Raw genomic sequence first — 16,515 nt, 5'->3', positions numbered from 1 at the left:
AGGCAGTGCGCAGTGCGGCCGTCTTCCGGGTCGCTGGCGAGCGGCTGTCGCGCGAAGGCATCGAATCGCTGCGCTTTGACTACCACGGCACCGGCGATTCGCTCGGTGACGAGGCAGACCAGTCACTCGACGACTGGGTACACGACACATTGATCGCACACGAACTGGTGGCCACCGACGACGTGCCGGTGCATTGGTTCGGCATGGGGCTGGGCGCGGTCATCGCCTTGCGTGCGGCTTTGCTGGCCAGGCGACCGCCGAGGCACCTGGTGCTCTGGGAGCCGGTGCTCAATGGCGCCCAGTACCTTGATGCCTTGCTGGAAGGCCATCGAACCGAGCTGGCCATGATGTTTGCCCAACCTTGGGACCAGCTGGTACGCCAAGCGAAAGTGGCCGAGCCCACCTTGCCCGGCGACGTCCTGGGTTTCACCTTCGGTGCCCGATTGGTGGACGAGTTGCGAGCCCTGCCCGATTTCAACGTGCTCCCCGCCCTGCGGCGCGGGCTTCAGGTCACCTGTGCCACGCGAGGCGATCGGCCCAACCCGCTCGCCGCCCACACAGGACTGGCCGCCCTTCGTCTGCACACCGTCGAACACCCCACCGACTGGATGTCCAGTCAGGCCATGGGAACCGCCATCGCGCCACCCGACATTCCCAGGGTGCTCTTGTCTTCTTTGAACTGACCATGCAGGAGCAAACCCGCATCGTGGGGTCGGAAGGCCATCTGGTGGCCACTTTCACCCCAGCAGCCACCATCCCCGGCAACCCTGTACCGGTGGTCGCTCTGCTGAGCAACTCCGGTGTGATTCCCCGCAGCGGTCCCCATCGCATCAACGTCCTGCTGGCCCGCGCGCTCGCCGACATGGGAATCGCTTCGGTGCGCTTCGACATGAGCGGGCTGGGCGACAGCCAACGCAGCAACCACACGCGCTCTGTTACCGAGCAATGGGTTGCGGATACCCGCGATGTCATGAACGCTGCACAGGCACAGTTCGGGTGTGACCGCTTTTTCATGGTGGGCCTGTGTTCGGGCGCCATCATTGGTCACCTGGTCGCCCTGGAGGACCCGCGCATGCGAGCGGTTCTGCTGTGGGACATGTATGCCTACCCCACGCTGCAATCGCGCCTGCGCAAACTCGCCTTCAAGATCGGGCGCGCGGGATTGGCCGGTTCCACGCGCAAGGCCGCGGTGATGGCACTGCGCGCACTGCGTCTGGTGCCGCCTGACGACACGCCCGAAAAGCCCAAGGGCGAAATGTCGGTGTCGCCGCCCAAGGATGAGTTCATGGCGCGTGTTGACACACTCACTGCACAGGGGGTCGAGCTGCTGTTTGCCTACTGCGGTGGCCAGCCGGAGTGGTTCAACCACCGCGGACAGTTTGCGGCGATGTTTCGCGGCCAACCCTGGTTGCCGCGTGTTGCGTTCGAGTTGCTCGAAACCACCGATCACCTGATCACCAGCGGCCCCGCCAAGCAGGCGTTCATCGACATGACCACGCGCTGGGTCGAACATCGCGTGTTGCCAGCCAACCGCAAAGGCTGACAACACCCGCCACGGCCTCCCCCGCCAGGGGTGCGAGCACCGTCAACGAAACCGGGTGCCCTGCATCCACCGCCGCACCAGGGCCACCAGGCGCTGCTGGTTCGCCAGCGTCGTGAAGGTGTGATCGCAGTGATCAAAGTATTCGATCAACAGGCGCCCCTTGAAATTCAGCGCGGGAAAGGCATCGAGCAGTTGACGCCGGTAGTTGTGTTGACGCTCGCGATCGGACGTCAGCACGGCCAGCATCTGTGTGTCGTTGGCCAGCGCGCCGCCATAGGCCTTTTCAAGGAATGCCCGAACCTCGGGATGCTCCAGGGTGACCGCAGGGCGTGCATCGGCCATGTCTGCGCTGGCGACCGATTGACGCCGGGTAACGACCTTCCACAGGGGATGCCGCCCTGAGGCCACATTCATCCAGGTGCGCGCGCGGAAAAATCGGCCCGCATAGTGCTTGAGGTAGTAACCGGTCGTGCGCGGGATCGATGGATCGAGCAAGGCTACGCCCACCACTCTGGGGTCTGAGGCTGCGTAGATGACCGAATGGTCGGCCCCCGAACACAGCCCCATCAACACCACGCGCTGCACCTTGCGTGTGGCCTGCAAGGTGTCGATGACGTCCTTGATGTCGGCCATGGCGGCTTCGAGCGGGGCCGCGCCGTCCTCGCGAGCCGCGCTGTCCCCCAACCCCGACAGGTCCACCCGCAACACCGGAAAGCCATCGGCGGACAGCGCACGCGCCAGGGACACGTGCAGGCGATTGGGACCCACACGATGAATGATGCCGGCGTTGAGGATGACCACGAAGGGTTTGTCATCGGGTACGCCAATACCGTCGGCCGGCGGCTGCGCAGGGGTGATGACGCCCACCAGGCCATTGGCGGGCCCCAATAACAGCGTCTGTTCGGCCACGGCATTCATGCGATCGTCCAATCGACGACTCGCCGGAGCAACTTCACCGGCACCGCCCCGGCACCCGAATGCCGGTCCTCCAACCAGGCGGCCTGCACGTCCAGGCATTCCACCGCGTCTTCGCGACCGGCCGAGCGAAGCGCCTCGGTAAGCGCCGGGCCCTCCTCCATCGGACCGCTGCTCAAGACCAGCATGCGGCTCGGCCACTTCGCCACCTGCTCAAGCAGGTCCATGCCAGCCATGTCCTGCAGCAGCCCTTCGCTGACCGGGAACCCCAGCAACTCGCCCTCCTGGCCAGACAACGCACGGGCATGCAAGGTCTGGGCGTGCAGCGCTTGCAATTCGCGCAGATAGGTAGCGCCATGAACGACCGGGTCCCAGAGCACCAGGCCATCGATGTCGCGGCGTCGCGCGGCCGCCGCCTGCGCGGCGAGCACCGCCCCGAGCCGCAGACCCACGAGCGTCACGCGCTGCACACCTGCGGTGTCCTTGAGCTCTTCGACAGCGGTCATCACGTCGTCGCGCCATCCGTCCAGTCGCGCATCGCCCATGTCGCCCGCCGAGTCCCCGGTGCCGTGGTAGTCAAAGCGCAAGACATGCACGCCGGCCTCGCCAAGCCACTTGCCCAACTGCGCCATGCTGCGGTGCGCGCGCAAGTGCTCGACGCCCCAGGGCGCGCAAATCACAGCACCGCGCGCACGCGTGCCACTGGCATGCGCCGGGGTATACAGCCCGAAGAGGCGCCGCGAGCGGTCACCAAAATACAGCGGCGTCATGCCTTGACGACTCCTTTGCCCGCTGCAGCGGAGGCCACCACCTGGCGCAGGTTCTGGAAAAACAAGGTGCGCGCGTCCATGCGCCAGCCCAGACGCTGCTCGACCGCCAGCACCACCCTCAGCGACAGCAAGGAGTGCCCTCCGAGTTCGAAGAAGTTGTCTTCGGCGCTCACACGCTCCACGCGCAGAATGTCGCACCAGATCGCCGCCATGGTCTCTTCCGCTCCGGATGCGGGTGCCACATAGTGACGTGAGGCCTGCACGGCGTTGCGGAACGGATCGGGCAAGGCCGCGCGGTCCACCTTGCCATTGGGGGTCAGTGGTATGGCGTCAACCGAAGCCACCACCGCTGGAATCATGTAGTCGGGCAAGTCACGACGCAGGTGGCGACGCACATCGCTGGCGGTCAGGTCGGCGCCGGGTGCAGGGACGACATACGCCACCAGCCTCAGATCCCCAGGCGCTGCCTCTCTGCCCATCACCACGGTTTGCTGCACCGACGGATGGGTGGCCAATCGCGCCTCGATTTCGCCCAGCTCGATGCGAAAGCCGCGGATCTTGACCTGGTGATCCAACCGCCCCAGGTGGTACAGGCGCCCGTCCGCATCCCAACGGGCCAGGTCGCCGGTGCGATACATCCGTGGCTCGACGCCGCCAGACGCGCTCGGTGCAAAGGGGTCGGGGGCAAAACGCTCGGCCGTGAGCTCAGGACGCTGGTGGTAACCCATCGCGACACCCTGCCCACCGATCCAAAGCTCCCCCGCAACGCCAATCGGCAAGGGACGACGGTGAGCGTCCAGCACGTAAACGCGGGTGTTGGCGATCGGCCTGCCGATGCTCACTGGCGAGCTGGCGCGTGGCACACATTCGATGGTCGACCAGATGGTCGTTTCGGTCGGTCCGTACAGGTTCCACAGCTCGCCCACACGCTCGAGCAAGGCATCGGCCAGCTCTCTGGGCAGGGCCTCGCCACCGCAGAAGGCGCGCACCGTGCGGTCGCCCCGCCAGCCCGACTCCAGCAACAGGCGCCACGTCGCAGGCGTGGCCTGCAGCACGGTGGCACCGGCCGCACGCAGTTGTGCCTCCAGCGCCTGCCCGTCGGTGGCGACCTCGCGCGAGACGAGCTCCACGCGAGCACCCACCAGCAACGGCAGGTAGAGCTCCAGCCCGGCAATGTCAAAAGAGATCGTGGTGACCGCCGCCACCACGTCGTCGCTCGACAGGCCGGGCGCCTGCCGCATGCTGCCGAGGAAGTTGCTCAATGCCCCATGGGAGATCGCCACGCCCTTGGGCCGACCGGTGGAGCCCGAGGTGTAGATCACATACACCGCCTCGCCGGGGTTCAGGTGAACGTCCAGGTCGCGCGCATCCAGACCAGCAAGCGCAGTGGCCTGTTGTGCAGGATCGAACAGCTGAACCCCTGGCGGCGGATCCACCATGTCCAGAGCCTCGCCGGTACTGATGAGCACCGGTGCGCCACTGTCTTCGAGCATGTAAGCCAACCGATCAGCCGGGAAGCCCGGGTCAAGCGGCACATAGGCGCCGCCGGCCTTTTGAACTGCGATCAGCGCCACCAGCATGTCCAGCGAGCGCTCGACGCACACACCCACGCGCACGCCGGAAGTCACGCCCAGAGCGCGCAACTGTCGCGCCCACTGGTTGGCGCGCCGGTTGAGTGCCTCGTAGCTCAGCGTCGCGCCTTCGAATGCAGCGGCGATTCGCTCCGGCGCCCTGGCCGCCTGTTGCTCGAATTGGCGAACGAAGGGCCTGTCATCCAGCGTCTGATCGGTGTCATTGAACTCGATCAACACCTGTCGCTGCGCGGCGGCATCCATGCAGGGCAGCTGGCTCAGCGGCGCATCGCCCTGTGCCACCACCGCAGTCAGCAGGGCTTGCAACTGGGCCGCCAGGCGTTGCATGCTCGCCGCGCTGTAGAGGTCGCTGCGGTATTCCAGGCTGCAGACAATGCAGGCATCGACTTCACGAGCGAACCAGGTTATCTCGTTGAGCGCACCCCCACTGTGAACCACCACGTCGCTCTGCGCGCCCGCCTGGTGATACACCACCGCCACCTGAAACAGCGGCGAATGCTGGAATGAACGTGTTGGTCGCACACGCTCGACCACGCTCTCGAAGGGCGTCGCGCGGTGTTCGTGGGCGTCAAGCAAGGCCCCACGCGCCCGTTGCACCAGATCGGCAAACGAGGGGTCGTCCTGCATCTGCAGGCGAAGCACCAACAGGTTCACAAATGGCCCGATCAGCGACTCGAATTCCGGCCGCTCGCGAACCCCCATCGGGCTACCGAGCAAGACGTCTTGCTGGCCGGTGTGAACGCGAAGCAGCGTGGCGATCGCGGCCAGAAATGCCATGTAGACCGTGACGTGACGAGGCTGCACCCATTGCTTGAGGCCGCGAGTGAGTTCCGCGTCCAGCGTGAAGTCGACGGTTGCACCTCGGGCCGGCACGTCGGTATCAACCAGGTCGGGCACAAACATGGAGGTCTGGGGCGCGCCCTGCAGTGCCTGGCTCCACCAGTCGAGCTCGCTGGCCAGCGTCTGCGGTTGCTGGTGCGTGCGCTGCCAGGCCGCGAAATCGGCGTACTGCAAGCCATCGGCAGCTGACAGCTCCGGTTGCGGCTGCACAAGCTCTTCACCCAGTTCGCGCAGCAGGATGTTCAGTGACCAGGCATCCACCGCAATGTGGTGTGCCACGGCGAGCAGCACCTGCCCATCAGGGCCGAAGTCCAGCACCTCGAAGCGCAAGGGTGTCTGCGCAGCCAGATCGATCGGGGTGTGCACGGCGGCGTCGATGGCCGACTGCACCGCATCCCGGCGCGCCTCAGGCGCAATCTCGCGCATGTCACGCACCAGCACCTCGGGCACGTCGACCACCCGGGCGCCCAGCGCGTCACCTTCCTGCACAAAGTGCACCCGCAGGCCAAGGTGGCGGGCATGCACGCGCCGGACCGCGCTCACCAGGCGATCACGGGGAACCTCGCCCGATACCGGCCAGGCAAGCGCCAACAGGTAGGTGGTGCTTTGTGGATCGAGCCGCTGCAGGATCCACAGGCGCTCCTGAAACATGGACAAGGGCAACAGGCCCTCGCGATTCACCCGAGGCAGCGTCGACGACTCAATTGCCCCATGTCGCGCATCGAGCAGAGCGATCAGCTCGAGCTTGTTGGCCGCGATGGCCGCCTTGAGCTCGTCGTCGAGCCGACCGCGGCTGGCGCTTGCGCGCAGCCGGCCTTCGGACACCGCCAGTTCCACACCGAGCTCTTGCAGCCGGTGCAGCAGCTCATGCGCGTTCAAAACTCGATCTCCTCCCGGTCATCATCGGCCGATTCTGTCCCACTCAGGCCTGCCTGCACCCGTGCTGCGAACGCTTGCAATGTCGAAGCATCGAACATGTCACGCAGCGCGAGCTGAACCCCCATGGAATCGCGCACCCTCGCCAGCACCCGGGTGGCCAGCAGCGAATGACCGCCCAGCTGGAAGAAATCGTCTTCGGGAACCACCTGCTCCAGACCGAGCAACTCCATCCAGATGGCAGCCACCTGCCCCTGCACATCATCGGTTCGCACCGGCGCGACGGGCTTGCCCGCGGCCGCACGATCAGATGTCGCGGTGGCGGCATCCTGTGGTTGCGCAGGGTCGGGCTGAGCGTGTGCGGGGTTCAACACGGCCGCACGCGTCAGCGCCAAGGCCGCAGGCAGGTCGTAGGGCACCACGACCGCACGGCGAAGCGCGCTGGCCATCACCCGCTCGAATGCGTCCAACCCCTGCTCGGTGCCAATGCCTTTGGCCAGGTAGGCATCCCAGGCTGCCCGACGCCAGGCAGGCACCTCCAGCCTGGCCGCCATGCCGACCTCACGCCAGGCACCCCAGTCAAAGGCAAGCACACGGCGCCAGTTCGGCGGCACCTCATTCGACTCGGCAAAGGCATCCAGCACCGCGTTGGCCGAGGCGTAGTCGCTCACCCCGGGTGCACCCAGCACGGCGTTGATGGACCCCATGAGCACGACGCACTCCAGCGCGTCATTGGCCAGCAAATCGCGTAACACGCCCAGGCCATCCACCTTGGGGGCCAGCACGGCGTCGACCGCCTGGGTCGATTTCAGGGTTGCCAGAGTCCCCTCGCCCGCCACACCGGCCGCGTGTATCAGCGCGTCGATACGCCCCCAGCGTCGTCGGGCGGTTTCAATGGCCTCGGCCATCGCCGAGGCGTCCGCCGCATCGGCGCAGGCCACCTCCACTTCGCCGCCAGCCGCTTCGATGGACTGCAGCGCGGCGATCACCTGCGCGGTGCGATCGCCTGCGTCGTGCGAAGCCCGCCACGCCGCCCATTCGGCGCGGGCTGGCAGTGCGGTGCGCGCGGTTAACAGCAATCGCGCCTGGTGTCGCTGCGCAAGTCGCTGCGCAATGGCCAGCCCCATACCACCCAGTCCGCCGGTCATCACCACGACGGCGCCCGTGCTCAACAACGGCTGGTCAGGCGAAACCCTGGGCAGCGGACAGGACTCCATCCGTCGCAGCCAGCGCTGGCCCATGCGACGTGCCACGACGTCTTCGTGGTCGCGCGTGGTTGCCTCATCGATCAAGGCCTGCACGAGCATCGGCTGCTTGTCGACCTCCTCCACCGGGAGATCCAGCTGGCGCATGCGAAGGCCGGGCAACTCCAGCGGCATCGCCAGCACCGGCCCCATGGCCAAGGCCGCCTCGCTGCAACGAACCGGCTCACCCAACACGCTGTGCGCGCCCATGGTTGCCACCACCAGCCGCACCGGCTCTGACGAACGGGGTGCCAGCGCATTGGCCAGTGCCACCGGCAGGTGGTACAGCGCGTCGCGCCCTGCGTCAGCGCGCAAGCCCCACAGCGAGAACGCCCCCTCGATCCGCTGGGCATTGGCCCGCGCTTCGCTGACAGCGCTGGCTGCCTCCTGCACCGTGCTCGCGCGCACCACGTCGGCGCCCATGGCCTGCAGGCCTTGGGCCAAGGCTGTGGCCAGCGCATCTTCGCCGCCGGCAATGAGCCAGGTGTCCTTGAGCCCGGGGGCGCGGTTGTCGGGCGCACGCACCCAGGTCGGCGCGTAGAGCCAATCGCCGACGTCGGCGCGATAGGTCACCTCGGCGGAATCGCGGGAGGCCCTGCTGGTCGAAGGCGAAGCGGGTGTCTCGACGCCCACCGACGAATCACCAGGCGCCGCCTCGATCACATGGCGCTGCCGCTCGAAGGCGTAGGTTGGCAAGGGAATGCGGCGCGGGTGATGACCCGCATGCATCCCCGACGCGTCCAGGGCGGCACCGGCCAGCCACAGTCGCCCGGCGGCCTCCAGCAGCGCACGTGCTTCCTGCTGGGGCTCGCGCGCGCCCCCCAGCGAGGCCACCACACGGCGAACACCTTTGGGACCCAGGGACAGACCCGCCAGGGTGCTGAGCGAGCGCCCCGGACCCACCTCCAGCAAATGCAGCGACGCGTCGGCCCCCAGCGTGCGCACGCCGGCTTCGAACAGCACGGCGCTGCGCAGGTGTTCGGCGTAGTACGCTGGCGAGGTCGCCTGCTCTGCCGTGATCCATTGGCCGGTGACGTTGGACACATAGGGCACGACAGGCGCACTCAGCACCCGTTGTGCCACCAGGTCGGTGAACGGGGTCAGCACGGCGTCCATCATGGACGAGTGAAAGGCGTGCGAGGTGTGCAGCAGCTGGGCCTCGACCCCCTGTGCGGCCAGAGCGACTAGCGCTGCGTCCATGACCTGGCGCGGGCCCGCGATGGCACACAGGCCGGGCGCGTTCACGGCCGCGATTTCGAGGTTCGGGGCATGCGCACCCAGCCAGGCCTTGAGCTCGGCCTTGTCCATGTGTACCGCCGCCATGGCACCCGGCGCCATGGACTGCATGAGTCTCCCGCGTGCGGCCACCAGCGTCAGCGCGTCGGCCAGCGTCATGACCCCTGCGAGGTGCGCGGCCACGTACTCGCCGATGCTGTGACCGAGCATGGCCGCGGGGCGAACGCCCCAGCTTTGCCACAGCATGGCCAGCGCGTATTCGGTGACGAACAGGGCCGGCTGCGCGTAGCGCGTTTCGTTGATGGTGGTGTCGCCCTGGGTCGCAAACAGCAGATCGCGCAGATCCCGCCCCAGCGTGGCCTGCAACTGCACGGCGCAGCGATCGACGGCGTCGCGATAGACCGGATACGTCTCGTACAAGCCGGCACCCATGCCAGCGAACTGGCTGCCCTGCCCACTGAAAAGGAAGGCGACCGGGCGTTCGCCACCTTCGTGGAGGCTGCTGTGGACCGGGGGGCGCGACCCGGCTTCCAGGGCCTGCGCCAGCTCGGCGGTCGAGCCAGCCACGACTGCGCGCCGGTGGGCAAACGCGCGCCGCCCGACTTGCAGCGTCCAGGCGACGTCAGCCAGTGCTTCACCCGGGTGCTTGTGCAGGTGCGCAGCCAGTCGCTGCGACGCCGAGGCGAGCGCGGCCTCGCTGCGCGCCGACAGCACTACCAGATGCGGCGCTGCGTGGCGATCCCGTGCGGCAGGCTCTGGTGCCTCTTCGAGCACGACGTGCGCATTGGTGCCGCCAATGCCGAACGAGCTGACCCCTGCGCGACGCGGTGTCTCGCCAGCAGGCCATGGCGCGACCTCGGCACTGGCGGTGAAGGGCGAGTTGGCCAGGTCCAATTGCGGGTTTGCGCGCTGGAAATTCACGAGCGGCGGCAACTCGCGGTGTTTGAGCACCAGCACGGTCTTGATGAGGCCGGCCACGCCGGCTGCCGCATCCAGGTGCCCCAGGTTGGCCTTGAGCGATCCCAGGCGGCAATGTCCAGCTGCATCGGTATCCGACGCGAACACCTGCTTCAAGGCCGCGATCTCGATCGGGTCGCCCAAAGGTGTGGCCGTGCCGTGCGCCTCGATGTAGCCAATGCTGTGCGGCTGCACACCGGCCAGGATCTGCGCGGTGGCAATGACCTCGACCTGGCCATCGACGCTGGGGGCGGTGTACCCGGCCTTGCCCGATCCATCGTTGTTGATGGCCGCACCTCGAATGACGGCGTGCACCGTGTCACCGTCGGCCAGCGCATCGGCCAGGCGCTTGAGCACCACGATGCCGGCGCCAGCGCCGGGGCGAGTGCCCTTGGCGTCAGCGTCGAAGGGGCGGCAGTGCCCATCGGGCGACAGGATCATGCCTTCCTGGTACAGGTAGCCGCCACGCTGCGGATAACTCACCGACACGCCACCCGCCAGGGCGATGTCGCACTCGTGGCGCTCCAGTGCGCGGCAAGCCACCTGCACCGCCACCAACGAGGTGGAACAAGCGGTCTGCAGCGTCATGCTCGGTCCGTGCAGGTCCAGCTTGTAGGACACCCGGGTGCAGAGAAAGTCCTTGTCGTTGCCCAGCATCAGCTGGTAGCCCCCCACCGTCGCAGCGACCTTGGGGTTGCGAAGAATCTGTGCAAGCAAATAGGAGTTCATGCTCGCGCCCGCATACACGCCGACCGGCGCATCGATAGCGCCTGGCGCATAGCCCGCATGCTCGAGCGCCTCCCAGGCGCACTCCAGGAAGATGCGCTGCTGCGGATCGATCACCTGCGCCTCGCGCGGCGACATCCCGAAGAACGCCGCATCGAAGTGCTCGGCATCCTGCAGCACGGTGCCACGCCGCACATAGTGTGGCTGGGCACTCAGAGCCGGATCGACCCCGGCCTCGCGCAGGTCCTCGTCGCTGAACGTCTCCAGCGACTCGACACCTTCGCGGATGTTGCGCCAGAACCCGTCGAGGTCCTGTGCATCGGGAAAGCGGCCCGCCATGCCAACAATGGCGATGGCGTGCGGGGGAAACGTGTCCTTGGAATCCATTCAACAACCCTGACTGTCAACCTTGTATCTGTCTGGCGGCGCGGGCGCGCGCGCGCTCAAGCGCCGCATTGGACGCCACCGGTGCCGATAGACGCTCGGCCTGTGACGCCACGGTGGTGCGCTGAAACAGCTCGACCAGAGCGATTTCCTGCCCGAACTCCCGCTTGATGGCTGCCTGCAGCCGCACCAGCAGCAAGGAATGGCCACCGATGTCGAAGAAGTTCGCGTGCAGCCCAACGCGGTCCTGCTTGAGCACGCTGCGCCACAGTGCAGCCACCTGCCGTTGCACCGGCGTCATCAATGCCTCGGCCACGTCGTCGGCCACGTCCGGCTCGGGCGCTTGTGGCGCAGGCAGTGCCTTGCGGTCGACCTTGCCGTTGGGGGTGAGCGGAAATGTGGGCAGCACCACGAACTGGTTGGGCACCATGTACTCGGGCAACTGGGCTCGCAGTGTTGCCCGCATGGCGTCGGCCTGCGGGGTGACACCGGGCTCGGGCACGACATAGGCCACCAGGCGCTGGTCACCCGGCGTGTCCTCGCGCACGTGCACCACGTTGCCTTTGATGCCTTCGTGGCGCGACAGCACGGTCTCGATTTCCCCCAGCTCGATGCGAAAGCCGCGCACCTTGACCTGGTGGTCGCGTCGACCCACGAACTCCAGGCGCCCATCGGCCCGCCAACGCACGATGTCTCCGGTGCGGTACACCCGCGTGGGCCCCACCCCGGGCAGCTCCAGCGTCACGAACTTCTCGGCCGTCAGTTCCTCGCGCTTGCGGTAGCCACGCGCCAGACCGTCGCCACCGATGCACAACTCACCACCCACACCGATCGGCGCCGGCAAACCCGATGGTTCCAGGACATAGACCTGGGTATTGGCAATCGGGCGGCCGATCGAGATCCCCTCTCGAGTCGACGCAATGTGTTGCAACGTCGACCAGATCGTGGTCTCCGTCGGCCCGTACATATTCCACAGCTGGCCCCCGGTGGCGACCAACTTGTCGGCGAGCTCGCGAGGCAGGCCTTCACCGCCGCACAGCATCTTGAGGCCGGGCCGACCGGTCCAGCCGCTGTCGAGAAGCAGCCGCCAGGTGGCGGGCGTTGCTTGCAGCAACGTGGCCTCATGGCGCTGCAGCAGCCGCGCCAGTTGCACCCCGTCCAGCGCGTCGGCGCGCGCGGCCAGCACCACCGTTCCCCCCACCGTCAGCGGCCCGTGCAGCTCAAGCCCCGCAATATCGAAGGACAGTGTGGTCACCGCCACGAAACGGTCGCCGGCCGAGATGCCCGGCTGGCGCTGCATGGACAACAGAAAGTTCACCACCGAACGGTGCTCAAGCATCACACCCTTGGGCCGGCCGGTTGAACCCGAGGTGTAGATCACGTAGGCCAGATCGCCCGCCTGTGCCGAGGCCGGCGGATCCAGTGGTGAGAGCCCTGCCAGCATCGCCGCGTCCGTGTCCAGACAGACGCCCTGAACCCCCGCCGGCAGCCCCACCGCCAGCGAGGCCTGGGAGACCACCAACCGCAGTTCGGCGTCTTCCATCATGTAGTCGAGCCGGTCACGCGGGAATGCCGGGTCCAGCGGCACGTAGGCGGCACCGGCTTTGAGCACCCCCAACAGCGCCACCACCATGTCCGGCCCACGTTCGATCCACACCCCCACCAGCGCGCCTGGGCCAGCGCCCTGCGCGCGCAGGTGATGGGCCAGCCGATTGGCGCGTGCGTTGAGCTCGGCATAGCTCAGCGTGCCTTCGCCAAAGCAGAGTGCCGTCGCCTCAGGCGTGCGCGCCACCTGCGCTTCGAACAGCCCGTGCAAAGTCTGTTCGCGCGGATACGCCACGTCCGTGGCGTTCCATCCCACCAACAGCTGCGATTCTTCGGCCGGCGTGAGCAGCGGCAGATCGCCGATGCGCGCGTCAGGCGTGTCCATGAGCGCCTGCAGCAGGCGTTCGTAGTGGGCCATCATGCGCTCGATCGTTGCCCGGTCGAACAAATCGGTGTTGAACTCAAAGTAGCAATGCAGGCCTGCGGGCGCGTCGAAAACATCAACCGCCAAGTCGAAGCGCGAAGATCGCACGTGTGGGTTGATGGCCTCCGTACGCAGTCCATGGAGCTCGATCGTCGAGATCGACAGATGCTGCAGCACAAACAACACCTGAAACAGCGGCGGATGGTCGAGCTCGCGCTTGACGCCAAGCTGCTCGACCAGCATGTCGAAAGGCATGGCCTGGTGCTGGTAGGCCTTGAGCGCACGCTCACGCACCCGCGCCATCAGCCCACGAACCGACGGGCTACCGTGCAGATCGGCGCGCATCACGAGGTTGTTGGCAAAGAAGCCGATCACCTGTTCGACTTCACTGCGGTTGCGGTTGGCAATCGCGGTGCCGATCGCAAAGTCCGTCTCGCCGCTATAGCGATGTAGCAGCGTCTGGAAGGCGGTCATCAGCACCATGTAAAGGGTGGCACCCTCGGCGCGCGCAAACGCCTTGAGCCGCTGCGACAGCGCTGGCGGCAGCAGCAGCAAGCATCGGTCGCCTCGACTGGTTTGAACCGGCGGACGCGGTCGGTCAGTGGGCAACTGCAGCAGCGTGGGCAACCCTTCGAGCTCGGATTTCCAGAAGTCGGCATGCGACTGCAGCGCGCCTCGCGCAAAGGTTTCGCGCTCCCACTCGGCGTAGTCAAGGTACTGCACTGGCAAGGGCGCGAGCGTCGGCTCGCGCCCCTGTACGAGGCTGTTGTAGATGGCCTGAAACTCGGCCATGAAGATGCCCATGGAAAGGCCATCCGAGACGATGTGATCAAGCGCCAGAGCCAGCACGAAACGGTCAGGCGCCTCCGTGATCAGCCCCACATGCAGCAATGGTGCACGGCTCAGGTCGAACGGACGTTGCACGATCGCCGCCATGGCTGCATCGGACGCCGCGACCTGGACAGAGCCGTCCAGGTGCGAGACGTCGATGCGCTCAATCTGCAGCGACACTTGCGGCTCAACGACACAACGTGGCTCACCGTTGACCGTGACAAACCGCGTACGCAGGCCTTCGTGCCGCATCAGCAGCAGATCAAAGGCCCGCTCCAGTGCCGTCTGGTCAAGTGGGCCGACAAGTCGCAAGACAGCGGGGATGTTGTACGCGTTGCTGGATGGGTCTACCTGGCGCAGAAACCAAAGCCGCTGCTGCGTGTGCGAAACCGGCATCTCTGCGTGACGCGGCACAACCACCAGCGCGGGTCCCGCTGGCGCGCGCACGGCGGGGCGTTGCGCGATCAGATAGGTTACGACCTCTTCCTTGCGCCGGCCCAGCTCGTCGCGAAGCGTCGGGGTCAGTACGCCCTTGGGTGCACTCACGTTGAGCTTTTCGCCTTCAACCGACAACCGTACATCCAGTCGCGCCAGGCGCTCAACCAGTTCACCCGCATCCGCCGCAACGGCCTCGTGGCGACCGCGATCGGCCAGCAAGGCGATGAGGGCGTCCCGGTGGGCGGCCAGCCGCTCGCGGGCCTGGGCCGACAGCGCACCTGAGGGCGCGCGGAAACGGAGCTGCCCACCCTCCTCCCACAGCTGCACCCCCTGTGCGCGCAAGTCGGCGATCCATTGCGTCAGTTCTTCGGACACGAGCTCAATGCCTTTCCAGTCTGGTGGGGTTCGGCGCACCTTGGGCCGACATCCGCCATGCGATGACCAACACGATCGCTACCAGTACCAGGGACAGGCCCTGGCGGGCCAGCAGCGCCACGCTACCACCCCAGGCTTCAATGGCGAACATACCGGCCAGATGCAGATAGAGTACCGGGGCGGTTGCGGACACGGGCGCGGCTTCGCAGGCACGATCCAGCACCCACAGGCCCAGCAGGCCCACCAGGCCAATCGCGATCAGCACCGCGACATCGTGCAGTGTGGGCATCGTCCACACCCAGGGCATGATCGGCGTCAGCAGCAGGAACACGGCCGCTGCGGTATGAAACAGGTTGGTCTGTACAGGCTCTGAGCGCAACTGGCGCGTCATGGCCATGTAGACCGCAAACGACGCCGCCATGGCCAGGGGCCACAACACTGTGAACGCATGGGCTGGCCAGTGCAGGCCCAGCAACAACACAGCCGAGGCGCTGCCCAACACCGCAGCCACCCAGGCCGACGCCGGCACGAGTTCGCGCAGCCATAGCCGGGCCAGCACCAGGATCAGCAAGGGCGCCATCCAGAACAACGCCCATACGGTGTGCATTTGCATGCCGCCATACAGCGCCATGGCGAATCCCAGCGGCATCACCAGCATGCACAGAGAGCGCATTACATGGAACACCGGTCGCTGCGTGCGCCACAGTTGCGCAGGATGGCGCCGCCCCCAGATTACCCACACGGCCAGCAGGTGCACCGCATAGCGGCACCAGACAATCTGCAGCAGGTGGTACGGGTGCTGGAACTGGGCGCCCACAACGCCTTCGAGCAGGGTCCACGACAGCGCGAACACAGCCAGCAACAGCCAAGCCCGGCGACCACCCTCCAGGCGGACAGGGTCACCGACAGCCGACCACAGGCTCATGCCATGGCCTCTCTAAGCTGCCGCTCTTTGGACCACCACAAGGCCAGCACCAGCATGCCCATCAGGCTGGTGGCCAACAGCAGACGCCAGGACGGCGTCTGGCCATGCCACAGCGGCGGCATCCAGTGCATGACGAGCACATGCACGTAAAGCAGCGACGCCACTTCGGATGCCTTCCCGTAGCGCAAGGCAAGATCGATCAACCAAAGCGCCAGAGTACCCAACAGGGCGACGACCAGCAGCACCAATCCATCCCGAATGCCGGGCTGCACCCACTTGCCCGCCACGAAAGGCAGCAGCACCAACAGACCGACCGTGGCCACAAACAGAAGCCCGGTCTGAACGGATTCGTCGCCAAGGGTGCGCGAGAGAACCAGAAAGAGCGCCAGGGACAGGCCCGATAGCATGGGCATGATCAGGTCCGCTGGCTCTATCGGGCCTGGCGGCGCAATCAGCAGCAGCGCAGCCACCATTCCCGCCAGGGCCGCCAGCCACATCCGCACCTGAACTTGTTCGCGCAGTACCAACGCCGCCAGGGCCACGGTGAACAAGGGTGCGCACCAGAGCCCCACCAGCGCCACTGGGATTGAGACGCCCGAGTACACGGCGCTGGCGAAACCGAAGGGCAGCCCCAGCAGCGCCAGGCCACGCAAGACCTGCAGTGCCGGACGACGGCTGTGCCACAACCGGGCAACCTGGCCGGTTGTACGTGGACGAGCCACCAGCAGCAACAGCACGAACTGCGTCGCAAAGCGAATCGATTCGACCTGCACCAAGCTGTAGCGGTGATGCAGCTGCACGACCAACAGCTCCGCCAGCGCCCACACCATGGTGAAGCCCAGGGTTAACAAAATTGCCACGCGCCGTGGGTTCATCCACGACCTCGTCATTGCA

9 protein-coding genes are annotated in these 16,515 nt (G+C 66.5%); 2 read left to right on the top strand and 7 right to left on the bottom strand.

Going from position 1 to position 16,515, the window contains the following annotated elements; genetic code table 11:
• Positions 1-5: 5 nt before the first annotated feature.
• Both KF871_RS16430 and KF871_RS16425 read left to right on the top strand, forming a co-directional pair.
• Positions 6-683, top strand: coding sequence for an alpha/beta fold hydrolase (locus KF871_RS16430; RefSeq protein ID WP_291144955.1), 678 nt, complete (start codon positions 6-8; stop codon positions 681-683).
• A gap of 2 nt (positions 684-685) precedes the next feature.
• Complete coding sequence (locus tag KF871_RS16425) at positions 686-1,543, top strand: alpha/beta hydrolase (RefSeq protein WP_291144953.1); 858 nt, start codon at positions 686-688, stop codon at positions 1,541-1,543.
• Positions 1,544-1,585: 42 nt separating this feature from the next.
• Here KF871_RS16425 and KF871_RS16420 read toward each other — a convergent pair whose 3' ends face one another.
• Genes KF871_RS16420 through KF871_RS16390 form a run of 7 tightly spaced genes read right to left on the bottom strand, consistent with a single transcriptional unit; the run spans position 1,586 to position 16,496 of the window.
• Positions 1,586-2,461 carry an alpha/beta fold hydrolase gene (locus tag KF871_RS16420; RefSeq protein WP_291144950.1) on the bottom strand — a complete coding sequence of 292 codons (876 nt, stop codon included), beginning with the start codon at positions 2,459-2,461 and terminating at the stop codon, positions 1,586-1,588.
• Entirely contained in the window at positions 2,458-3,228 is a 771-nt protein-coding gene (locus KF871_RS16415) for an alpha/beta hydrolase (RefSeq protein ID WP_291144947.1), read from the bottom strand. The genes KF871_RS16420 and KF871_RS16415 overlap by 4 nt, the downstream gene beginning before the upstream one ends.
• Positions 3,225-6,539 carry an amino acid adenylation domain-containing protein gene (locus KF871_RS16410; protein ID WP_291144944.1) on the bottom strand — a complete coding sequence of 1,105 codons (3,315 nt, stop codon included), beginning with the start codon at positions 6,537-6,539 and terminating at the stop codon, positions 3,225-3,227. Before KF871_RS16410 ends, KF871_RS16415 begins: the two co-directional genes overlap by 4 nt.
• The gene (locus KF871_RS16405) at positions 6,536-11,086 is read right to left on the bottom strand and encodes a type I polyketide synthase (RefSeq protein ID WP_291144941.1); all 4,551 of its coding nucleotides are present in this window, start codon (positions 11,084-11,086) and stop codon (positions 6,536-6,538) included. The genes KF871_RS16410 and KF871_RS16405 overlap by 4 nt, the downstream gene beginning before the upstream one ends.
• 16 nt (positions 11,087-11,102) lie before the next feature.
• Positions 11,103-14,696, bottom strand: coding sequence for an amino acid adenylation domain-containing protein (locus tag KF871_RS16400; RefSeq protein WP_291144938.1), 3,594 nt, complete (start codon positions 14,694-14,696; stop codon positions 11,103-11,105).
• A 4-nt stretch (positions 14,697-14,700) separates the two neighbouring features.
• Complete coding sequence (locus KF871_RS16395) at positions 14,701-15,621, bottom strand: DMT family transporter (RefSeq protein ID WP_291144935.1); 921 nt, start codon at positions 15,619-15,621, stop codon at positions 14,701-14,703.
• Complete coding sequence (locus KF871_RS16390; RefSeq protein WP_291144932.1) at positions 15,618-16,496, bottom strand: EamA family transporter; 879 nt, start codon at positions 16,494-16,496, stop codon at positions 15,618-15,620. Before KF871_RS16390 ends, KF871_RS16395 begins: the two co-directional genes overlap by 4 nt.
• Positions 16,497-16,515 lie beyond the last annotated feature (19 nt).

The sequence above is a fragment of the Hydrogenophaga sp. genome, from assembly GCF_019635465.1.
In the GTDB taxonomy this organism is placed as follows: Bacteria; Pseudomonadota; Gammaproteobacteria; order Burkholderiales; family Burkholderiaceae_C; genus Hydrogenophaga.
The sequence above is the reverse complement of the archived record's forward strand: the minus strand, read 5'-3'. Positions and strand labels throughout refer to the sequence as shown.